Origin of the sequence: Bacillus sp. BML-BC051 (assembly GCF_019656175.1) — a bacterium.
GTDB classification, from domain to species: domain Bacteria; phylum Bacillota; class Bacilli; order Bacillales; family Bacillaceae_G; genus Bacillus_A; species Bacillus_A mobilis.
In genome coordinates, this window is record NZ_BPLI01000076.1 from 23,374 (window position 1) to 46,146 (window position 22,773).

24 protein-coding genes, 1 pseudogene and 1 riboswitch are annotated in these 22,773 nt (G+C 35.6%); of the genes and pseudogenes, 6 read left to right on the plus strand and 19 right to left on the minus strand.

Translation table 11 applies throughout. The features are described 5' to 3' along the window. Positions 1-13 precede the first annotated feature (13 nt). On the minus strand, positions 14-811 hold the full coding sequence (locus tag K5S59_RS25200; RefSeq protein ID WP_097843644.1) for a VOC family protein: 798 nt from the start codon (positions 809-811) through the stop codon (positions 14-16). A gap of 97 nt (positions 812-908) precedes the next feature. On the opposite strand from K5S59_RS25200, the gene K5S59_RS25205 reads away from it, so the two are divergent. Then, positions 909-1,919 carry a sulfite exporter TauE/SafE family protein gene (locus K5S59_RS25205; RefSeq protein WP_120450414.1) on the plus strand — a complete coding sequence of 337 codons (1,011 nt, stop codon included), beginning with the start codon at positions 909-911 and terminating at the stop codon, positions 1,917-1,919. A 39-nt stretch (positions 1,920-1,958) separates the two neighbouring features. Here the strand turns inward: K5S59_RS25205 and K5S59_RS25210 are convergent, their stop codons facing one another. Further along, positions 1,959-2,408, minus strand: a complete 450-nt coding sequence (locus K5S59_RS25210) for a GNAT family N-acetyltransferase (RefSeq protein WP_000764635.1) — start codon at positions 2,406-2,408, stop codon at positions 1,959-1,961. A gap of 386 nt (positions 2,409-2,794) precedes the next feature. Then, positions 2,795-2,987, plus strand: a riboswitch (Lysine riboswitch). 112 nt (positions 2,988-3,099) lie between these two features. Between K5S59_RS25210 and K5S59_RS25215 the strand changes: the two genes are divergently transcribed. The 3 genes from K5S59_RS25215 (at position 3,100) to K5S59_RS25225 (ending at position 5,789) form a co-directional block, all read left to right on the plus strand. Next, positions 3,100-4,566 (plus strand): amino acid permease, encoded by a 1,467-nt coding sequence (locus K5S59_RS25215; protein WP_120450416.1) that lies wholly within the window; start codon positions 3,100-3,102, stop codon positions 4,564-4,566. A 113-nt stretch (positions 4,567-4,679) separates the two neighbouring features. After that, complete coding sequence (locus tag K5S59_RS25220) at positions 4,680-4,985, plus strand: iron-sulfur cluster biosynthesis family protein (protein ID WP_001026174.1); 306 nt, start codon at positions 4,680-4,682, stop codon at positions 4,983-4,985. 33 nt (positions 4,986-5,018) lie between these two features. Then, positions 5,019-5,789, plus strand: a complete 771-nt coding sequence (locus tag K5S59_RS25225; protein ID WP_098257735.1) for a DNA alkylation repair protein — start codon at positions 5,019-5,021, stop codon at positions 5,787-5,789. Positions 5,790-5,852: 63 nt separating this feature from the next. Here K5S59_RS25225 and K5S59_RS25230 read toward each other — a convergent pair. After that, positions 5,853-6,339, minus strand: a pseudogene (locus tag K5S59_RS25230) (DUF2716 domain-containing protein). A gap of 197 nt (positions 6,340-6,536) precedes the next feature. Between K5S59_RS25230 and K5S59_RS25235 the strand changes: the two are divergent. Continuing rightward, entirely contained in the window at positions 6,537-7,298 is a 762-nt protein-coding gene (locus K5S59_RS25235; RefSeq protein ID WP_000817582.1) for a class I SAM-dependent methyltransferase, read from the plus strand. A gap of 55 nt (positions 7,299-7,353) precedes the next feature. On the opposite strand, the gene K5S59_RS25240 is transcribed toward K5S59_RS25235, so the two are convergent. Further along, positions 7,354-8,211 (minus strand): PhzF family phenazine biosynthesis protein, encoded by an 858-nt coding sequence (locus K5S59_RS25240; protein WP_098257736.1) that lies wholly within the window; start codon positions 8,209-8,211, stop codon positions 7,354-7,356. Between the two features lie 370 nt (positions 8,212-8,581). Further along, on the minus strand, positions 8,582-9,106 hold the full coding sequence (locus K5S59_RS25245) for an NUDIX hydrolase (protein WP_120450418.1): 525 nt from the start codon (positions 9,104-9,106) through the stop codon (positions 8,582-8,584). A gap of 182 nt (positions 9,107-9,288) precedes the next feature. Here K5S59_RS25245 and K5S59_RS25250 point away from each other — a divergent pair, with 182 nt between their 5' ends. Further along, positions 9,289-9,921, plus strand: a complete 633-nt coding sequence (locus tag K5S59_RS25250; RefSeq protein ID WP_098257737.1) for a cephalosporin hydroxylase family protein — start codon at positions 9,289-9,291, stop codon at positions 9,919-9,921. A 33-nt stretch (positions 9,922-9,954) separates the two neighbouring features. Here the strand turns inward: K5S59_RS25250 and lepB (K5S59_RS25255) are convergent, their stop codons facing one another. The 14 genes from lepB (K5S59_RS25255) to K5S59_RS25320 form a co-directional block, all read right to left on the minus strand. After that, the gene (lepB, locus tag K5S59_RS25255) at positions 9,955-10,476 is read right to left on the minus strand and encodes a signal peptidase I (RefSeq protein ID WP_098257738.1); all 522 of its coding nucleotides are present in this window, start codon (positions 10,474-10,476) and stop codon (positions 9,955-9,957) included. Between the two features lie 82 nt (positions 10,477-10,558). Then, a complete protein-coding gene (locus K5S59_RS25260) occupies positions 10,559-12,712 on the minus strand; it encodes a peptidoglycan D,D-transpeptidase FtsI family protein (protein WP_120450420.1) in 2,154 nt (717 codons plus the stop codon). A 241-nt stretch (positions 12,713-12,953) separates the two neighbouring features. After that, complete coding sequence (locus K5S59_RS25265; RefSeq protein ID WP_120450422.1) at positions 12,954-13,682, minus strand: NAD-dependent protein deacylase; 729 nt, start codon at positions 13,680-13,682, stop codon at positions 12,954-12,956. A gap of 89 nt (positions 13,683-13,771) precedes the next feature. After that, the gene (locus tag K5S59_RS25270; protein ID WP_048547791.1) at positions 13,772-13,966 is read right to left on the minus strand and encodes a hypothetical protein; all 195 of its coding nucleotides are present in this window, start codon (positions 13,964-13,966) and stop codon (positions 13,772-13,774) included. Between the two features lie 168 nt (positions 13,967-14,134). Next, a complete protein-coding gene (pcp, locus tag K5S59_RS25275) occupies positions 14,135-14,782 on the minus strand; it encodes a pyroglutamyl-peptidase I (RefSeq protein ID WP_000859727.1) in 648 nt (215 codons plus the stop codon). A gap of 15 nt (positions 14,783-14,797) precedes the next feature. Next, a complete protein-coding gene (locus K5S59_RS25280; protein ID WP_001021646.1) occupies positions 14,798-15,760 on the minus strand; it encodes a DUF979 domain-containing protein in 963 nt (320 codons plus the stop codon). Position 15,761: 1 nt separating this feature from the next. Beyond that, positions 15,762-16,457 carry a DUF969 domain-containing protein gene (locus K5S59_RS25285; protein WP_000593387.1) on the minus strand — a complete coding sequence of 232 codons (696 nt, stop codon included), beginning with the start codon at positions 16,455-16,457 and terminating at the stop codon, positions 15,762-15,764. 21 nt (positions 16,458-16,478) lie between these two features. Continuing rightward, entirely contained in the window at positions 16,479-17,240 is a 762-nt protein-coding gene (gene pxpA, locus K5S59_RS25290) for a 5-oxoprolinase subunit PxpA (RefSeq protein WP_120450424.1), read from the minus strand. Positions 17,241-17,258: 18 nt separating this feature from the next. Then, positions 17,259-18,248, minus strand: a complete 990-nt coding sequence (locus tag K5S59_RS25295) for a 5-oxoprolinase subunit C family protein (RefSeq protein ID WP_000451535.1) — start codon at positions 18,246-18,248, stop codon at positions 17,259-17,261. Then, on the minus strand, positions 18,239-18,952 hold the full coding sequence (pxpB, locus tag K5S59_RS25300; protein WP_120450426.1) for a 5-oxoprolinase subunit PxpB: 714 nt from the start codon (positions 18,950-18,952) through the stop codon (positions 18,239-18,241). Before pxpB ends, K5S59_RS25295 begins: the two co-directional genes overlap by 10 nt. Before the next feature lie 14 nt (positions 18,953-18,966). Then, positions 18,967-19,719, minus strand: coding sequence for an IclR family transcriptional regulator (locus K5S59_RS25305; RefSeq protein WP_000026384.1), 753 nt, complete (start codon positions 19,717-19,719; stop codon positions 18,967-18,969). A gap of 257 nt (positions 19,720-19,976) precedes the next feature. Continuing rightward, positions 19,977-20,528, minus strand: a complete 552-nt coding sequence (lepB, locus tag K5S59_RS25310; protein WP_000662492.1) for a signal peptidase I — start codon at positions 20,526-20,528, stop codon at positions 19,977-19,979. Positions 20,529-20,551: 23 nt separating this feature from the next. Beyond that, a complete protein-coding gene (locus K5S59_RS25315) occupies positions 20,552-21,229 on the minus strand; it encodes a copper homeostasis protein CutC (RefSeq protein WP_000895076.1) in 678 nt (225 codons plus the stop codon). A gap of 196 nt (positions 21,230-21,425) precedes the next feature. Then, a complete protein-coding gene (locus K5S59_RS25320) occupies positions 21,426-22,571 on the minus strand; it encodes a stage II sporulation protein P (RefSeq protein WP_098257743.1) in 1,146 nt (381 codons plus the stop codon). Positions 22,572-22,773: the final 202 nt, after the last annotated feature.

The following is a 22,773-nucleotide window of genomic DNA, read 5'->3' on the forward strand; positions in this document are numbered from 1 at the left end:
ACGTTCACCTCTATCAATATATGTACAAACTACCTAGCACTTCATGCTCTCGTTTATTTTCACCTTTAAACTCCACTGCAAAAGGATATTCGCCATGATGCTTCAAACGTTCTAGTACTAATCCTTCTCCAATTGGTTCACAAAACTGTACATGAACATCACCAAACGATACACTTTGACACTCCGCATTCCACTCTTCATTTTTCACGGCCTGGCTTGCAGTTAGTCCCATTACTTCTTTCCACTTCCGGACTGTTTTTCGAACATCTTTCACTGCGTAATGAATCGTTTCAATTTGTTGTACTTTGTTTTTATGTGCAGTGATTGTTCCTATGTTACGTAAATCGTTTCTTCTTTCTTCATCCGTTTCATTCCACTGTATAAAGAAAGGCAATTTCGGCCCGTTCTCTTCTTGCTTTACAAATAACATTTTCCACTCCAAAAGGCGACCATCTTTTCTCATTCGTTTCCCTTCAAATGGTCCTATCGTATGTAATCCATGTTTATTAAATTTAACTACTAGTTCTTCAATTGCATCTGTTCGAATGGCGATTTGTAACATTCCTTCTCCATCTTGTAATTTCACTACTGTTTCTTGTACTAATGGATTGTCTGCTTTCTTCGCTTTTTCTTCATGCTGAACTGCTAAAAATTCTATATAGGATAAATCAAAATAACATAAACTATTCCAAGTACCCCAAGTAGTATGCTCTCCGCCTACTACAGTATGAAATCCATGCTCCTGCATTTGGTTTGCCGCTTCCTCCGGTGTACCATGTACTGCGTGTACGAGATGATCAAATCGTAACATGTCTTTCTCCCCCTTCTCTCCATCCTTTTATTGTATATTTTATTTTTCTTTCATTCAATTCAAAAACTTTAAAACCCAGTTGATTTATACGATTAATATGTATTATAATAAAACAAATTTAATTATTGCTGATTGGAAAAACCAAAGGCACTTTTCTCATACGGGAAAAGTGTCTTTTTCATTTATTATTACAGGGGGATTATTTATGCAGAAATTAATTGTCTTTGCTATTATCGGATTTTTCGCTCAATTAATCGATGGAGCGCTTGGAATGGCGTACGGGGTAACATCTACCTCACTTTTATTAATGTTTGGTATTGCTCCGGCCGTTGCATCTGCATCAGTTCATTTAGCTGAAGTTGTTACAACTGCTGCTTCTGGTGCATCACACATCAAATTTGGAAACGTGGATAAATATACCGTTTCCAGGCTTACATTACCAGGAGCAATTGGCGCATTTATTGGGGCATGTTTTTTAAGCAATTTACCTGGTGATGTAATTAAACCGTACATTTCCATATTTTTATTTACTTTAGGGGTTTATATTTTATTACGATTCATCATTCAAAAACAAATTGTCACTTCAAATAAACGTATGTCAGCTAAACAGCTTGTTCCGCTTGGCTTATTCGCAGGATTCGTTGATTCAACAGGTGGAGGTGGCTGGGGCCCAATTACAACACCTGTGCTTTTGGCAAGGGGAAATGAAGCTAGAAAAGTTATCGGATCTGTAGATACGAGTGAGTTTCCTGTTTCACTCGCAGCAACAATCGGCTTTTTCATTTCACTTGGCTGGGAACAAGTAAGTTGGGTTTGGGTATTTTCTCTCATGCTTGGTGGCATCGTTGCAGCACCAATCGCTGCATGGTTAGTACGCATCGTTCCTTCTCATTTACTTGGCGTATTAGTTGGGGGCCTTATAATCTTTACAAACATTCGTACACTGCTTACTACATTTAAAGTGGATCCAACTATTATTTCACTTTCTTACGTGGCAGTTGGTCTTGTCGTTATTATTTCTATTTTCATTGCTGTTCGTAATCATTCCAAGCATTCTAACGCACCGACAGCCGGATATCCGAATGATCAAAAACAAATGCTACCATAACGATAAAAATACCGCCTGATATACTTCGGGCGGTATTTTTTATTTTTCTATTTTCCAATTAATCATCGTTTCTGTATTGCTAATTCTCTTCATATGTAATTTCTCTAATACACGAATCGAGCTTTCATTTTCAAGAAGTGTCTCCGCGATAATCATTTCTACCTCTCCTGTTTGAAAAGCCCAATTTATTAGTTCACTTACAGCTTCTGTCGCATATCCTTTATTCCAATATTTCTCAATAAATCCGTAACCAATTTCTACTGTATGTTCCTCATTTGGTTTCCCTTTAAACCCTATATCACCTAGAACGATGTCATCTTCTTCTCGAATGACATACCACGCTCCCCAAGGTAATACATCCTTATCTTTTTTTACATTTTCTACATGCCCTACAATATGTGGACCACTATTATATCCTTGCTCGTTAGCAACTTGCATACTCTCTTCTGTACACGGCACTATATAGAGTCTTTCTGTTTCTAATTTCAAATTGTTTTCCCCTTTTCAATTAAACACTATCTCAATTTTATCATAAACATAAAGAATATTCATTCTATTCACCAGACTTATACATATTCTTTGAAACAAATTTAAGGAATAATCCTCTTTTGTTAATTATGTCGAATTATATTTTCTGAATTTTCTTTTAATTTTAAAGGGTTTTTCAATATTTTTTGCGAAACATTTGTATAACAATTTGTTTCTTTATTTTTTGTTACATAACAGTAGGTTCGGGTGGAATTTTGCAAGCGCTTCCTATACAATAACCGATATTTTTTGACTTTTCCTAACAAAATATCTTGCAATATATTCAGAAAGTCATTACAATTGCCATATATTAAAAATCTTAGCAATATATCAAATCCTCATCAATCCGATGAGGTAGAGGTTGCGACTTTTAAGAGTAAAACGGACGAGACATAGAGAATGTCACCGACTCCGTTTGAAAGGAAAAGTTGCCGAAGTTTATATTTCTTCTCTAGAAATATGAGCTGGGGCTGTCTCCGAAAGGAACAGAACTGTCACGTTTACAAAATTACCGTGTAAATGTGGGGTGCTATCTTAACGGAAGGGTATGATGGGGTGGTTATTTGTGAAACGTTCCGCCAAATTCCTTTGGCGGTTTTTTGTATTTTTCTCCCCCGTTCCTTCCTATCTTACAAGAAAAGGAGTGTTGAACATGAATAGCGCAACAAATCAAACTACCTCTGAAACACAAACTACAAATGGAAAAGGTGAATTAAAACGTAGTTTAAAATCAAGGCACCTTACGATGATTTCTCTTGGTGGTACAATTGGTACCGGACTATTTCTTGCCAGCGGTGGTGTCATCCATTCAGCTGGTCCTGGCGGTGCACTAATCGCATACGCTGCAATTGGAATTATGGTTTATTTCTTAATGACAAGCTTAGCCGAACTCGCAGCTTACATGCCTGTTACCGGATCTTTTAGCACATATGCAACAAAATTTGTTGATCCGTCCCTTGGCTTTGCACTTGGATGGAACTATTGGTATAACTGGGCCATTACAATCGCTGCTGAACTAGCGGCTGTAACATTAATTATGAAATTTTGGTTCCCAGATACCCCTTCTCTTATTTGGAGTGGATTATGTTTAGCTATTATTTTCCTTTTAAACTACTTATCTGTTAAAGGGTTTGGTGAATCTGAATATTGGTTCGCACTTATTAAAGTAGTTACTATTATTATCTTTTTAATTGTCGGCTTCATGATGATTTTTGGAATTATGGGCGGCGAAACTGTTGGCTTCAAAAACTTCACTGTTGCAGATGCACCATTTAATGGCGGTATCATGGCAATTATCGGTGTATTTATGGCAGCTGGTTTCTCATTCCAAGGTACTGAATTATTAGGAGTTGCTGCTGGTGAAACATCTGATCCAGAGCGTAATATTCCGAAAGCGATTCGTTCTATCTTTTGGCGTATTCTTTTATTCTATATTCTTGCGATTCTCGTTATCGGTTTATTAATTCCTTATACAACAGAAAGCCTTGCTGCAAGTGATGTAACAGTAAGTCCATTTACACTTATTTTTGAAAAAGCTGGCGTTGCTTTTGCTGCTTCTGTTATGAACGCTGTTATTTTAACGGCAGTACTATCTGCTGGTAACTCTGGAATGTATGCATCAACTCGTATGCTTTGGGACTTAGCTCGCCAAGGAAAAGCACCAAAATTCTTAGGCAAATTAGACAGCCGCGGTGTACCTGTTAACGCATTAATCGTAACGTCAATTGTTGGTAGTATCGCTTTCATTGCTTCTTTATTCGGTGACGGCGTTGTATACATTTGGTTATTAAATGCATCTGGAATGTCTGGCTTTATCGCATGGGTCGGAATTGCAATTAGTCATTACCGTTTCCGTAAAGCATATATCGCACAAGGAAAAGATTTAAAAGACTTACCATATAGAGCAAAATGGTTCCCGTTCGGTCCAATTTTCGCATTTGCACTTTGTGTCATCGTCATTTTAGGTCAAAACTACGGCGCATTTATGGGCGAAGCAATCGATTGGAACGGCGTACTCGTTTCTTACATCGGTTTACCACTCTTTTTAGTACTATGGTTAGGATATAAATTTACGAAAAAAACGAAAGTGATTCCACTTGATAAATGTGAACTAAAATAAAGTAAAACGAGCAAACAAATTTGTTTGCTCGTTTTTTATTTCGATGCTTCTCCCTTCCCTATTGCTCCTGTTTTTGCAATAATAAAGGAAATATACATAAAGGTTGGGATACCATGAACATTCGCATTACTGATGAAGCAAAAGCAGCTATACATAGATTAGAACGTGAAGACAAAAAGATCATTCGCATTAGAGGGACAATGACAAACTCTTGTAGTATTTTCGTTGATGTGGATTTAATTTGGGATACATATGATGCAGATGATGTTGTATATGAAGATGCAGACCTTATCGTACAAATGGATTCATTCACGAAAGACTACACTGGTGATACGATGAAACTTGATTATAAGACGACAGGTTTTAGTATTACGACTCCGAGTGAGACTTTAGTTTATGGGTTGTCGATTAAAAAATAGAAATTGTTTTCAGCTGACAATTGGGGTGAAAAAATGGGTAAATATGTTCCGTTAAAATTTTTATTTAATGAAGAATTAGCAGAAAAAATGGCTGATTCTATTTGTAAACACGATCCTAATTTTCCGAAAAGAAACTTTGTATCTTCCGTAACATGTAAAGTTGAAAATTTAGAGTTAAAGCAACGTATAGAAGTAATAGCAGATGAATTACACGATGCATTACAAAAAGATTTTAATGAGGCAATACATATTTTGCTGAAAACATTGGGACCAGAAAACACTACAGAAGTAGGCACATTTACTAACGGATATATGTACATGCCTATTGCAAAATACGTTGGAAAATATGGGCTTAACAATTTTAAAACCTCATTCAACGCCATGTATGAAATAACAAAAAGGAATACTGCTGAATATGCCATTCGGCCTTTTCTTGAAGCATACCATGAAGACTCACTACACATATTACAACAATGGATTCATGACGAAAACAGCCACATTAGGAGATTAGTTTCAGAAGGTACAAGGCCCAGACTTCCTTGGGCTAAAAAAATAGGAGCTCTAAAAGGTGACTTTAAGAACAATTTACAGCTTCTTAAACCTTTAATGAATGATCCTTCTAAATATGTCCAAAAATCAGTAGCCAATCATATTAACGATATTACGAAAGAAGATCAAGAACTCGTTTTTCAATGGTTGCAGCAATTACGTGATACACAGCATCCGGTTAACCCTTGGATTATAAAACATGGGTTAAGAACGGTGATTAAAAGTGGTACTTTGCCAAAAGATTTTTCTTTTTAAGTATTTTAAACAAAACCGCTTATGCTTCAAGAATGAAGTATAAGCGGTTTTCTCTTTCAAACATTACCCTTTCCTTAAAATATTTTGAAACATTTCCGGCTTATTTTGTTCAAAACTTTCTATTAGTTCTTTTCCAAATATCGTTATACTCTTCTCCCAAGGGTGGCCTAAATAGCCCCACTTAAAGTCCTTCTGAATAAAGAAATAGTAATCTCCATTCGGAAATACGGGTATAATCCAATCATCAAATTCATTTCTTTCAAACTCTAAATGTGGATCCACCCAATAACACTCATGTTGCCCAGTGCCATGATATATTCATTCGATGCTGTATTCTTTAAAAAGCTTGTAACGCTTTATCTTCCAGATCAGCCAGTACATTTAACTCTATCGACTCTCCAAAGTATTGAGAAATATCATATGTTACAAAAGGACTTGCTACCTTAAAAGATGGAAATGTAGAATCACTTGGTGAAAACTCAATCTCACTATATAGCCTGTCCCAAATTTGACCATCCTCTTTGTCTGTAAACTCCATCCAGTTTTCCATTAAACAACTACCTTCCCTTATAACTTCAAAGGATTTCCACTCGTTTATCCCGAATATATAAATTACCATTCTCACAAGGAGCGAATTTATATGAATCTATTCGAACATGAAACGTAAAACCGTTCCACTTTAATAAGAGGTCCTCCTTTTTTCTTTTCTCATCATATCATTTACTTACAAAATAGGAGGATACAATTATGAAACGTGATCCACTATTTTTAACTTTATTAGAAAGTGCTAATACAAATTTTAGCGGTTGGGATTTCTCATTCATTTCAGAAACGGGTCGAATAAAGAGCGAGCCTTTATCGTGGTCGTACGGCAGCACTGCTTTCCATCTTATGCAGCATGCAGAATCCATGCTCGATATGGGGACTGGCGGCGGGGAGTTTTTATCTATGTTACAACCGTTTCCGTCAACTATTTATGCGACTGAGGGCTATGCTCCAAACGTGCCAATTGCTCGGAAGAAATTAGAGCCTTTAGGGGTTACAGTTATAGAGGTAACGGATGATACTGCTTTACCATTTCAAGATGGTCAGTTTGATTTAATCATGAATCAACATGAATCCTATACTGCCTCTGAGGTAAACAGAATCCTTTCTCCAAATGGAATTTTCCTTACACAACAAGTTGGTGGTCTCGATTGCTCGGAACTAAATGAGCAGTTTAACACGCCGCTAAATAACGAATTTGCAAGTTGGTCGCTCGAAGCAGCTTGCATTGAGTTAAAGCAAAATGGATTTACTATTTTAGAAGAAAAAGAAGAGTTCCCTTTTCAACGCTTTTATGACATTGGCGCTATCGTCTATTATTTAAAAGCGATTCCGTGGCAAATTCCAGATTTTACTGTTGAAAGGTATTATGAGGAATTATATCGTATACATGAAATCATCTTACAAAAAAGTTATTTTGATGTGAAGCAACATCGTTTTATGATTAAGTCGATTCGTAGCTAATCATGAAGCATATGGAAATGAAAAAGAGATGGATCTACCATCTCTTTTTTTATTTTCACTCAATGTTTTCTATATTCAAACACTTCGTTTCACAGTAATAGCCTTTGCCACCAACATAAACTTTTTCTATTTTATTATTGCTATTGGTTGCTAATTTAACTAATATTTCGGAAGGCGAGTGTAAAGAATAACCCTGTTCAAATACATAGACTTCTTTTTGTAAGTAGTTCTGTTCATAAAGGTAGCAAGCTAATGCACCGTTTGAAGTTCCAGTCGCCGCTTCTTCATTGATGTCGTATAGTGGAGCAAAGTTTCTGCATATAATTCGATTGTCATTAAAAGTATATAGATGCATCCCGACAACATTATAATACTTGCTGATTGCTTTAATTTTTTCAAAATTAGGTTCCAGTGTATGTAATTGTGTTTCGCTTTTTATAGGAACTAAAATATCTTTTAAGCCCGTAGAGACAATTTGAATTGGGTATGTATTGTCTATATCTTTAATGTCAAAGCAGTCGATAAACTCATTTGGAGATATAACATCATAGAATATCGGTTCGTTTTGTTCCATGAATATGACGTCATCCTTTATGGTAATAGTAAGAACACCGCTGTTCGTTTCAATCGTATAGCAATTCTTGAAAAGTTTATTTACATGCATCAGTATGGCGAAAGAGCCAATTGTGGCATGACCACATAAATCAACTTCCTCTTTTGGTGTAAAATACTCAATTTTATAATCAGCAACTTCAGATTCTGATATAAATGCGGTTTCCGCATAGCCCAGTTGTTTGGCTATTGCCATTTTTTGAGTAGTGGTCAATGTATTCTCCATAAATACCACTCCTGCTTTATTTCCGCCTTTATGATCCTTGCTAAATGCACTTGCAACATAAACAGATATTTTCATAAGACACCTTCCTTCCTCACTTATAGTAAATTGTAGCATAGAACGTACTACATATATATATTGTTGGATAAATTCTCCATAAAGCAAGAGACAAACTATTTTTTAGCATCTGAACTCTCCAAACATAGTTTATCTACAGTCTGAGAGTTGGATCTACCATCTCTTTTTTCCCGTTTATTTAACAAAAGTTTGTGGTGCCTTCTAGATTGTTAAGTAAGTTCACGCCTTGCAATCGCATCAGCTAATGCGATAAATTGCTCATGCGTTATCTTTCCTGTTACCTTTACTTTAATAATTTTTTCCATTTCTTTTGTAATAATCATACCCTCTATTTCTACTAGAGTATAAGATTGATTGTTTTCATATTTTTCTATTGAGAAACAAGTTGTTTTTCATACCGTTTGTTCGCATCATCTTCCATTAAACATGCAGTTGTGTAATTAATAATATTCCGGTTATCATATGTGAATATATGCTCTAACTTATTTTCTTCATTTAATATTATCGATAAGTATTTTTGTAAATTGCTAACTACACCTCTATTATCATGATTCAATATCCAATCAATTTCTTTCCATTCTAATAATCCTTCCACCGTACTTAATGGTGTATTCATTTGTACTGCATCTGGCAAATCAGCAAGGAATACATACATTCCCTCACTATGCCAAGACTCTTCTTTATGTTTAAAAATAACATTCCCCTTATACGTTACACTTGGAAGCTCTATTCCCGTTTCCTCAAACGTTTCTCTAATAATTCCTTCGTATGGCGTTTCATTCTCTTCTATTTTTCCTCCGACACCATTCCACATTCCCATATTCGGCTTTTTATTTCTATTCAATAAGAGTATTTCATTTCCTTTTCTAATGAAGCAAATTGTGTACTTATACATACGTTCCTTTTCCCCTCATCTACATATTTAAATTGCATTTTGATTAGAACTTGCTGAATTAAGTTTTTTATTATACAGACAATTGGTTTTTAATGAGGTATTTTGCTCATTTTTATTAAAAAACATTCTCCTTATAATTATATTTCACATATTATATTGTACAACTTTCGTTTCAGAAAGGAGTGTTCAAAATCGATAACATAAGTAGCGAGTTTTTAAAACAATATTACGATAGTCGAGTCTGGTTATATGATACACATTGGCTTGGTGTCCCCATTCTCAAACTTCCCACTGATCTTTTTTTGTATCAAGAAATTGTTTACGAATTAAAACCCGATTTAATTATTGAATGTGGTACTTGTTATGGTGGTAGCGCACTATATTTAGCTTCTTTATTAGATTTAATTGGAAAAGGTCATGTACTTACTATCGATCTATTCCCACAACCAAATCGCCCATCTCATGACCGCATTACGTATGTAACAGCTTCTTCCGTTTCAGTAACTGCTATACAGACCATATTAAGTATGCGAAAACCTGATGATGTGATTTTAGTTATTTTAGATTCTGATCATAGTAAAGAGCATGTAGCAAAAGAACTTTTACTTTATAAATCTATCGTTACTACTGGTAGTTATATTATTGTAGAGGATACATCTATTAATGGAAATCCTGTTTCTCCCGATTGGGGCCCTGGCCCCATGGAAGCTGTTGAAGAGTTTTTAGCTAAAAATAACAACTTCATGATCGATGAATCTAAACATAAGTTTTTCATATCATTCAATCCAAAAGGTTTTTTAAAGAAGATAAAGTGAACCTTTAATAAGTGGGGTTTTGTATAACCCCACTTATTCTACGATCTTCATTTTTGAAAAAGGATAATATACAAATTCCACTTTGCCTATTATATTATCTTCTTCAATATATCCTAAACCATTTCGACTATCTCTACTAAGTTCACGATTATCTCCCATTACAAATAACTTATTTGGCGGGATTTTTGTCTTTTGAAAGTTGTAAAACACTTGCGTATTATTGAATAAATCTTTATTTGTATATGGTTCTTCTTGCTTTTTATCATTCACATATACTGATCCATTCGTTATGCTAATTACGTCACCAGGAAGCCCTATTACTCGTTTTACATAATATTTCGACTCATCCTCTTCCTTTATAATGACAATTTCTCCGTGGTCTAAATTAGAAAAATGTACTGCTGCTTTATTTACAAATACGTAGTCTTCTTCATATAAAGTCGGTTGCATCGATTTCCCTTCCACTTTACATAAAGTAAAAGAATGATAGGCTACTACCAAAACAAACACGAAGAGTATGTATTTCCCCCAACCTCTTTTAATCTCCTGTTTCATATCCATTCCCACCTTATTTAAACGCTTTTTAACTCAAAAAATATATCACTGCACAATATGTCTCCATGCAGTGATACTATTTTTACTGGGCCTTATTCGGCTGTTCTACTGGGATTGGATTTCCACCCGCTCTTTTTGCTTTCAATTCAAAATACGCATCCAAAATCTCTTTACCAATCGCAGAATTAATTCCCGATTTGTCATCATTCACCCATGGTACAACAACTGAAAAAGCTACTTCCGGATCAGCATCATATGGTGCATAACCGGCAAGAGTTAAATTATAACATTTTTTTCGGTTATTGTTTTCATCTCTTCCAATATCACTTTCTCCTCCATATACGGTTTCAGCTGTTCCTGTTTTTCCAGCTGGTTTATACGGTAATCCTTTAAACGTTGCAGTACCTGTCCCGTCAGTTTCTTGAAAAACTCTTCTAAATCCTTCTTTTACATGATTAATGTATGAAGTGTCCATATCCACTCGATTTAAAATAACTGGTTCAATAGACCGAACAACTTTTCCAACATCCTCTGGTCTATGTGGTTGCTCTCTCACTTCTTGTACAATTTGTGGTTTCATTCGGTAACCGCCGTTTGCAATTGTTGACATATATTGAGCAAGTTGAAGCGGCGTATATGTATCATACTGTCCAATCGCGTAATCAAGTAAAAAACCAGGTATGTCATCTGTTCTACCCATTTGACCAATCGATTCATTCGGCAAGTCAATTCCAGTCGGTACACCTAAGCCAAACTGTCTAAAGTAGTAGCGCATTTTATTAAATGTCTCTTTTTTAATGTCTAGCGGATTGTTTGGCACATAGTTTATACCTGCCATTTTTAATGCTGTATTAAACATATAGACGTTTGATGAAACTTGTAAAGCTCTTAAATCATCAATATCACCAAAATCTTTCCACGATTTCTTTGGCTTAGTACTTCCTTTAAAATACATTGGTGCATCGAAGAAATGCGTATACGGCTTAATTGTTTCAGTTTGATATCCGGCTAATAACGTAGCCCCTTTCACAGTTGACCCTAACTCATAAGAACTTGTCATCGTTCCTAAAGCGAAGTCTTCTATTTGCATGCCGCCATCTTTATTTACAATTTTCTTTCCTGCCATTGATAAAATTTGGCCGTTTTTCGGGTTCATCATTACAACGAACGCGCGATCCATCATCGGCTCTGCAGAATGGAATGCTCGTAAATTCTTTTCAAGACTTTGCTCTACTTTTTTTTGTAACTCCATATCCACCGTTAGCATTAAATTATTTCCACTTTTTCCTTCAGTCACTTTTTCTGTCCGAATAATATTTCCTGCTTTATCCGTAATATTTTTAGACTGTTCTTTCGTTCCATGTAATGCATCTTCGTACTGTTTCTCGATGTAGCTCTTACCAATACGGTCATTTCGGTTATAATCACGCACTAAATAATAATCTAACTGTTCTCTTGGCAAGCCCTCATTTTCAGTAGAAACGCTACCAAGGATAGAACGAAGTATTTTATCATTTGGGTATTCACGTTCCCAGTCCACTGTCGTATCCACTCCTGGCAAATTCGCCAATCTTTCACTTACGACTGCATATTCATTTTGACTTACATCTTTTTTAACGATTTGTGGCGTCATTTTATATCCCGCATTCATCTTACTTTTAATTGCTAGTACTTCTAGATCCTCTTTTGAAAGTTCGCTTAATTCTTCTTGCGTAATCCTTTCCCTGCGTAACTCTTCTACTTTTTTATCTAATTCTTTCCCTTCTATCTCTTGCTTCCTAAATGTATTCTCATCTTCTTTTGTTACTTTTGCAGCTGCTCGCTTTTCATTTAACTGCATCCAAAAATCTTTTTTATCTGTTTCTGTCAACTTATCTATATCTTCTTGTGACATTTCTATTAACTGCGCTAACTGTCTTGCTACTTGTAAAACTTCTTTCGAATCTACTCCTTTCATTTTCGTATATGTAACGGTTCGTAGCGGTTTGTTATTTACAATCACTTGACCTTGCCGATCAAACATTTTCCCTCTAGGAACAGGAGTGCTTACCGTTACATCTTCCTTTTTGTTCACTTCATTTCTATACGTTTCTCCATCAATGATTTGTACTTTACCTAATTGAATTATAATAGCTGAAAATAAAAGAAAGACGATAAAAAATAGTACATTTAACCGAAAAGGAATATGAGTCTTTTTCTTTTTCGATTGTTTTTTCTGCTCCTTTTTCTGTCTCATTTCGCTCCCTCGCTTCATTCTATTAACATTTCTACATAGAACCATTATGTATCAAATTTATTTATATGATATATATAGAATTTTATATTAATTACTAAAGAAATAAAAGATTTAATTTTCAGTTTTTTAATTTTATAACCTATTTATTACCATTCCCCTTCATACGTCATAACATGAATTTTATTCAAACAAAAAACTGAGGTGTTCTCTATACACCTCAGTTTTCCATAAAAATAATAACTTATTTAACCGACGATACCCCTTCAACAAACTCACCAATCTTATTTTGAAAAACAAAATCAAAGTTATATTCTTGCCCTGTTAACTCTTCATTTACTAAAATTGTTGTTGCCCCGATTTCCCTCTTTGCGATTTGTGGGAATGAAGCGACGGGTTGTACTTTTAATGATGTTCCCATAACGATAAGTACATCTGTTTCATATAAACGTGTTATCGCATTTTGATATTGCGGCAATGTATCTCCGTATAAAACAACATCTGGATTTAAAATAAAATTACACTTCTGACAACGAGGCACTTCATGATCAATCATATACTGTAAATCATATCCCGCTTTACACTTCGGACAATGTGCTGTTTGAAGTGTTCCATGTAAATCAATGACATGTTTACTACCACCTAGTTGATGTAAACCGTCAATATTTTGCGTTAAAATCGTAATATCTTTCCCTTGTTCTTCTAATTCAGCTAAAAAGCGATGCCCACGATTTGGTTTATATTGATGGAACGTATTAATTTGAAAGATTTCTTTATAATGCTTCCAAAATTCTTTCGGACTTCTATTATAATATCCTCTTGATAAATACATCTCCACATTCGCATCAGCATACAATCCATTTGCTGAACGAAAATCTGGAATACCACTTTCCGTACTTGCTCCTGCGCCTGTTAACACTGTAATTTTCTTCGCTTTTTCTAAAATTGAACGTACTTCTTCAAATTGTTGCACAAAAATCACCTCTATGTATTTTCCTATACTTATTATACCAGTTGTTTTCAGGAGGTGTTGTCTTTGTATAAAGAACTCTTTAAACTTCCTTATTTTATATAGTTTTTCTTGATGATATCTTTTGCATTATTGTACAGGAATACAAGGAAGATAACTGCTAGGATACCGTTTACCCAGTAATATGTATTTCCAGAAGTAAACCTATTATAAAAGGATTGAGCATTATAATATAATAGCCCTGCTGAAAGCACAGTAGAGAATACTAACATACCAAAACTTTTCAAGATATCCACCCCAATTTCAAAAATTCCAATTTTTACAATAATTATACATGAAAATGGGCGAATTTAAAATATGCAATGTACCCTATCATTATCAAGTTAACGATATCCCCTTCTTCCAAACAAAAATAACAACTACATACTCACTTCGGTACTACTTCAGAATCTTACTTAATGCGTCGTGCCCCCAACTTCCACAATATCCACCTCTACTGTCGTCGTTACCTCAACTGCCAATTCTATCCCTTTACGAATAGTAGAAAGTGACATACTCGGTTGACCTGGATAGTTACTCGCTTGCTCTGGTAAAAACGGAATATGAATAAATCCGCCTTTTATTTCCTTATCACGTTTCACTAGTTCATGCATGAGACCATAGAATAAGTGATTACAAACGAATGTACCTGCTGTTTGGGAAACGGAAGCTGGTATGCCTTCTTCTTGCAGTCTTTTTACAATTGCTTTCATCGGAAGCGTAGACCAATAGGCAGCCGGTCCTCCTTCTACAACCGGTACATCTACCGGCTGATTCCCTTCGTTATCAGCAATTCTTGCATCATCAACGTTAATTGCGATACGCTCTATCGTAATATCTGGTCTGCCCCCAGCTTGTCCGATACATATAATCATTTCAGGGTTTAGTTCTTCTATATACTCTTTTAATACTTGTATTGATTTATGAAATACAGTTGGTACTTGTTTACTAATAATCTTGTATTCTCCGATTGTTTTTTCGTGCAAACTTTTTGCGACTTCCCAAGCTGGATTGATGCTTTCTCCGCCGAACGGATCAAATCCTGTTAGTAATACTGTTTTCATAGTTTTCCCTCCTAATTAGAAACGATATACAAGGCCGTACATAATAAACATATTGATGATAAAGATTGAAAGAGCAATTGGTACTTGCGCTTTAATAACTGCGTTCTTATCTTTTAGCTCTAAAAGCATGGCCGGAACGATATTAAAGTTTGCTGCCATTGGAGTAAGTAGTGTTCCGCAATATCCAGCAAACATGCCGAGTGCTGCCATAATCGCCGGATTTCCTCCGTGCATTTGAACAATTAAAGGTAAACCAATTCCGCCAGTAATAACGGCAAACGCTGCGAATGCATTTCCCATTACGACTGTAAAGAGCATCATTCCTAAACAATACGCCATAACAGCTACAAACGGATACTCTGTCGGTAACACTTGTCCAACTAAATCAGAAACGACTTGTCCAACGCCAGACTTTGCGAAAATACCGCCAAGTGCCGCTAACATTTGTGGTAAAATAACAGCCCAGCCGACAGCTTGTAATAGTCTGCTTCCTTCCTGTACAGGCGTTGTTATTTTCGATTTTGTAATACGCATCGCCGCAACAAATGCAAGTAATGCCCCTAGTGCTAATGCTACTAGCGTTACTTTATCTGGATCAACAAGGGAAACATTTCCCCATTTGATTTTCCCTAACGTTAACGTACCGATAATTGTAAAAATAGGAATTAATAGTGCAGGCATAAAAATTTTATTTTTTAATTTCTCAGCATGTTTCACACGTTCTTGTACTGGTACTTCTTTCTCCTCTGATTTTGTTACTTTGTTTAGTGAAGCTAACACGACCATAGCAAGCACAATACAACCAACATAAAACGAAGGAATTATATTTCCGAATAAAAACGTAACTGCAAATAACGCCCAAAATAAGCTAGAACCAAATCGATTTGGATGTTCACGATCAAATGCAATACGAACAGCGATAAAGGCAACGATTATACCTAATACGTAATAAATTGTATCCATTGTGATGATGTTCATTTTATATTGCCTCCTTCTCTTCTTTTTCTTTTGATTTCATCGTTTTTGCTATATATTTATCAAATCTTCTAAATCTGATCCAGCTTACAATAAGTGCTGATATTGCAGTTGGAATACCCCAAAGCGCCATATCCCACACACCGACATGCATACCTACTGAATCGAAGAATCCTTTCATTAATAAAATTGCACCAGTCGCGATAAATATATCCTCTCCGAAAAACCAAGCTGTATTTTCCGCAGCTGCTGCATTTGCCTTAATCTTTTCTCTTAACTTTTCAGGTAACTTACCATATTTACCTTGCGCAGCCCCTTCTGCCATCGGTGCAACGAGTGGTCTTACTGTTTGTGCATGACCACCAATATTCAGTCCAAGTGCTGCTGATGATTCTCTTATCGTAAAATATGACATTAATACTCTTCCAGTTGTTGCGCCTTTTGATTTCGTTATTAGTGCTTCTGCTCTTTCTTTTAAACCGTAACGCTCTAAAATACCGATTACCGGTAAAGTTAATATAATTGGCATAGACATATATCTATTTTCTATGAAAAATTTACCGAACATGCTAATGACATCATAAAAGCTTAACCCTGAAACCATACCAGTAACAATACCTGCAACCATAACTACTAATAGTGTATTTAATCTAAATAAAAAACCAACTGCAACAAGTAGTATCCCGATTAATTTAATCATTCCAGCACTTCCCCCTATTTTTTATTTCAGTGCACAAATAGAAATACCATTAAGTTCGAATGTTCTGTATATTTTTTCCGCAAATTGGACTGCTTTCTCTCCATCACCATGTAAACAAATTGTTTGTGCTTGAACTGCTACTTCTTCTCCATTCACCGCTTTTACATAGCCTTCTTTCACCATTTGTAGCACTTGCTTTATCGCTTCGTCTTCATTTTTTATGAGTGCATTTTCTTCTGTCCGGCTCGTTAATGTCCCATCTTGCTTATACGTCCGATCAGCAAAAGCTTCTTGGACGAGAGTGATATTGTATTTTTCCGCAGCCTGTATAAACGCCTCACTATTTGCTAATCCGTAAAGTAATAGACTAGGATTACTATGATAAATTGCCTTTGCAATTGCATCTGCAATTTCCGGATTAGTCGCCGCCATATTATATAGAGCACCGTGTGGTTTTACATGATGCATTTTCCCGCCTGCTGCTTTCACAAAAGCATCTAATGCACCGATTTGATACAATACATAGTCGTATACTTCATTTGGTGAAACGTTCATATTTCTTCTTCCAAATCCAATTAAATCAGGAAAACCAGGATGCGCACCAATTGCTACGTTGTGCTGCAGTGCCTTTTCGACCGTTTTCCTCATTACAGTCGGATCACCCGCATGAAAACCACAAGCAACGTTTATAGAGGAAACGAACGGAAGAATTTCATCATCATTCCCCATTTTATAAGCACCAAAACTTTCTCCTAAATCACAGTTTAAATCGATTATCGTCACGATATTTCCCTCCTAATCTCAGCTTCGTAAAGCGATGAATCTCTTTAATAGATTCATATTCATTTCTTGTTCTATGTACAATTGTTCCGCTTCTTCAAGCGTAATTTTCTCAAAAGAAACGTAGTCCCCCGGTTTTAATTGAGCAAGAAGTGGTAAATCTACTGAAATAATATTTCCCATTCTCGGATAGCCACCTGTCGTTTGCCTATCTGCCATTAATATAATTGGCTGTCCACCATTAGGAACTTGAATGGTCCCAAATGTAACGGGACTTGATAAAATCTCTTTTTCTTCCACTCTATTTAAAACTTCTCCTTCAACCCTATAGCCCATACGATCAGCGTAATTAGATACTTTATACTCTTTCGTAAAAAACGCCTGTATACTTTCTTCTGTAAATTGATCATATTCAAAATCAGTTATGACACGCAGCTTAGGGTATTTCTTATACTTTGGCAGTACGCTTCTGCTAATTGCCCATTTCGTTTTGATTCGCTCATCTTTTTGTAAGTCTTGAATGAAACGACTCGCTAATTCTGAGTGCGTACCAATTTGAAAATAATCTCCTTTTTTCAGCATTCTCCCTTCTATACCGCCAATCGCAGCACGTATGTAAGTACTTTTGCTTCCCATCGTCCGATCAATCTGTATACCACCTGCAAAAGTCACATACGCTCTGCAACCACTTTTCACTTTCCCGAAGCAAAGCATGCTACCTTCTTTCGCTAAAATGGGGCGCCATAACGGAATACGCTCCCCATTCAGTAAAGGTTCCATATCTGCTCCGCCAATCGCAAGTAAAGTCGTTTTCTTTATTAACAATTTAGGTCCCTTAATCGTCATTTCGAGTCCTGCTTCATTCTCTTCATTACCGACTAACACATTAATCATCCGAAGTGCACTTAGATCCATCACCCCGCCAACAGGTACACCGTATTGTTGATAGTGAGATCGCCCTAAATCTTGGACTGTTGTAAACATTCCCGCGTGTAAAACCTCTACTTCCATTCTTTAGCCCCCTCAAATGATAGGTACTCTTCCTTCGTTATTGGGATAAATCGTAAATACATACCGCTTTGAATATAAGTTGGTGTTTCTTCTTTCGGATTAAATAAGGAGATTGGTGTTCGGCCAATAATATTCCATCCTCCTGGTGTTTCAAGAGGATATATACCTGTTTGATTTCCGCCAATACCTACCGAACCAGCAGGTATTTGTAACCGTGGCGTTTCTTTTCTAGGTGTTTCTAGTTCTTTTGATAGTCCTCCTAAATACGGGAATCCTGGTGTAAAACCTAACATATACACAAAATATGTTGTTTCACTATGTATGCGAATGACATCCTCCGCTCGTAATCCTCTATACTGCGCGACCTCTTCCAAATCAGGTCCATATTCTCCCCCGTAGCAAACAGGTATAGAAATATGCTTCACCTCTTGATTCACTTCTTCTTTATATGAATTACACAGCTCTTTTATATATTGACAAACGTAATGATACGGACCTTCACTTCTCCCATTTTGCTTCCATACTTCGTATACATTGTAGTAGACAGCTAATGAAGTAAAAGATGGCACACACTCAACCATTCCTACAAATGCATGCCGTCTCAACGCTTGAAACAATCGCTGCACTTTTTCGTATGTCTCCATCCCAATTTCTTCACCAAATGTAACAAGAATTGCTTGATCCCCTAATGCAGAAAATTTCATCCCACTCCCTCTTTCTATGCCAAAAAGCCGAGTTCTTTAGAAATGCGATGTGCTGTTTCTTTCACCTTCGCAATAAAATATGAAATGTTACTTTCGCTGTACTCAATTGCTAATCCCGAAATACTAATCCCCGCTACAACCGTTCCATCACTTGCAAAAATGGGTGCTGCTATAGCGGCTGTATGATTTTCTAACTCAGAGTAGCTAATTGTGTGTCCTTCCTTTTTCGCCATTTGTAACACTTCTAGCAATTGTTCCTTATCCACAATTGTTCCATCCGCAAACTGTTTTAAATCCGTTTCCTCTATGTATTTCTGCTTCTCTTCCTCAGAGAAATACGATAGTAAAATTCTCGGACATGCACCCGCATAAAGTGGAGCTCTTCTACCAACCGCTGTATACACGCGTACAGGCTGAGCACCTTCCATCTTTTCCACATAAATCGCATCATTACCATCTTGAATAATTAAATTAACTGCCTGCCCTAAACTATCTCTAAGCTCTTTCATATAGGGAATCGCAATATTTCTTACTGATAATCTTTGTGAAACAAGTTGACCGAATCGTAAAAAAACGACTCCGAGACGATATTTCCCCTTCTCGTTTTTTTGTAAAAACTCCATTTCTTCTAACGAGCCAATTAAACGATAAACAGATGTTTTCGGCATACTCGTAAGCTGAACCATCTCTGTTAAACTTAGCTCTTCATGCTCATAAAACAACTCTAAAATATCCATTGTCTTAACTGCCGTTTTATTTATACTCATTCTATCTCCCTCTTGTTCCGAATTCCGGAACTTAAATTCCGTATTTCGAAACAAATATATAATTTAAAATTATAAAATATTCTTTCAATTCTATCAATATATTTTTCAGCTACTTAACCTTTATGTAAGATGAATACAAAATAAAATTTAGAAATAATGATGCTTCTCTTTCAAAAGCTCAAGTTATAGCAAAACCAAACGTTTAAATAAATAGGCATAAAAAAAGTATGGAAGAATATTTCTCCCATACTTTTTCTTTATAACGCTCTTACTTGTTTCAACGGCCAGAAAACAGCTTGTCCTTTTCCGACAATCTCATCTTCTGAAATGAATCCAAACATACGACCGTCTTTCGAAACTTCACGATTATCTCCTAAAACAAACACTTGGCCTTCTGGCACTTTCGTTTTTCCTGTGATTTGTTCTAACGTAAAGTCTGGAGTTAATACACGGCCTGCTGCTTTTTCTTTAAACTCTTTTAAATATGGTTCTTCCATCGCTTTTCCGTTTACATATAAAACATCGTTTTTATACTCAACTGTATCGCCTGGTACACCAATTACTCGTTTTACTAAATCGTATCCTTCTTTACCGTGGAACACGATAATATCAAAGCGATCTAATCCACTTATACTATAACCAATCTTATTCACAAGAACTCGTTCGTTATTTTCTAAAGTTGGCATCATCGATTCGCCTTGTACTAATGAAGGTGTAAATAAAACACCACGAATAATAGCGATTAATACAAGTGTAAACCCTATCGTTTTAGCCCATGAGAATAATTCTTTCTTCGTATTTTCCTTCATCGTTTCTCCTCTTTCTTACGTGTTTATTGTATGATTTGAACTAATTCTTGTACTAAATTAGGATCAATTTCAGAAAAACATGATTTCCCTTCTCTTACCGCTGTACCGACATGAGCTTGCGAAATTCCAGTTTCATCTAGCAAACGCTTTATATTTTCTTTCGTCACGCCAGCTCCAGCAACAAGTTGAATTTGACCCTCGCTTACCTTTTGCATTTGTGTAAGCACTGGAATATTCTCTACTATATTTCCTTGTCCACCTGAAGTTAAAACGTGAGTCACTTTATGAAACTTCTTTAAAGTTCTCATCGCTTCTACTGGATTTTCTATATCATCTATCGCACGGTGGTACGTTACATTTATTCCATCTACAACAGATAGTAAATCCGCTAATTTCTCTTCATCCACTTCATTTCGTTCGTTTAATACGCCTAATACAACACCAGCTGCACCTAACTTCTGCGCAACGATAATATCTTCCTTCATCATTTCAATTTCTTCTTCCGTATATGTAAAAGACTTCGCATGCGGACGAATCATAACGTGAATCGGTATATGTACTGCTTCTACCGCTTTTTTAATAAATGCATAACTTGGCGTTAAACCGCCTTCTGTATAAGATGAAATTAATTCAATTCGCTTCCCGCCAGCTCGTTCAATTCGTTTTACATCTTCTAAACATGTTGCAATAACCTCTAGCATGAGATGACCTCTTTTCGTGCTTTTTTCTTATTATAACATTAGTAAAAATAAGAAACCTAGCTTTCTCCTATAAAACTATAAAAAGAAGAATGAAAAGAAAGATTTTTTCAATTGTTGACGTTTATTGATGATTTTATATTCTACAAAAAAAGAGTAATCCCCTAGCACTTCTGATTGGGTATCACTCCTTTTTATTTTAGTTATTTTTCTTAGTCACTCCATTATAATAGTGGCTAAATGCTTCTACTAATGCATCAACTGACGCATACAATTCTTCTGGTGTATTATCTACCCCTCCCATTTCAATAAGTAATGCATTGGGAGAAAGATCTTGATTATATACTCCGTTCCCACTTTTACGATCTTTAATAAAAATCCCTCGGCTTAAACCGTAATACTTCTCGTCTAAATATGAGTTTATTGCCGTCACTATTTTTTTATTTTTTTCAAAGTTAGGATTTTCTCGTCCTAAAATGAAATAAAGCCGAGCATAATTCTTTCCGTTAATATTTTTTGTTGTAATATTTTTTCGTGCATCATCTCTATGAAGGTCCATCGGAAACATAATATTTTTATCTTGTGCCAATTTATCTTGTAATATTTGACGGGACCCTTTATAAGATTGGGCCCAATTTAAATTCTTATTTCGCAGAAAATCCCTCATATTTGTCGTATCATGTGAAACACCTATTCCTTTTTCTTCTAACTTTTGTTTTAAATAGTTTCCAACAAACGTAATATTCACTTCATTATTTGTACTGGAAGCATCATCAGGTATCGAAGCTCCTGGAATAAGAGGAATAAACGCTTCCCAACTATGTGTATGATAAATAAAAACTTTATTTTCACCGTTATTTTGTGTATTTGACTTTTCACCAGTAGAATTGTTTTCTTTCCCACTCTTTGGGTGTTCAATAGCAGTACCTTTATCTTTAATTTTATCTAAAGGAATGCTGGATTCTTCCGGAATGTTCGTATAATCTGTTCCTTCCCCAGCAATTAATATTTCTGAATAAAATTGATTCATGTTCGGAAGTTCCCGGGTTAATAAACTTCGAAGATCATTTACATTAATGTTTGTAGAAAGTGACAGTAAAAAAGATTCCAAAGACGCTCGTCCTTTTTCTTTATGGAATTCTTCTGCAAAATAACGATTTTCACTTCCTATCATATACATAAGGCCTTTAGTAGAATTCGTTCCCAATAATTGATTCATATAAAATGATTTAAATACGCTGGAATTACTAGAAATGAAGAATGAAGTGAGGATACATATAATAGTGAATAAAATACATATCACTACATACCTTGCATTTAATACTTTCAGTTTAATTTTATTCATTTTATATCTCCCTTCATTTACTATATTCTTACGCATAATTTTCAATGAATATGATTACTAATTTAATAGAATTGCCTCAACTACTATGTTTTCATTTAAGCTCTTTCCATAAAGCAAATGAGGTTAAAGTTGCCATGCGCAAATATTATCAAAGATTTTAAAAGAAATGAAATAACCTGAGTCTATATAAATATAGAACTCA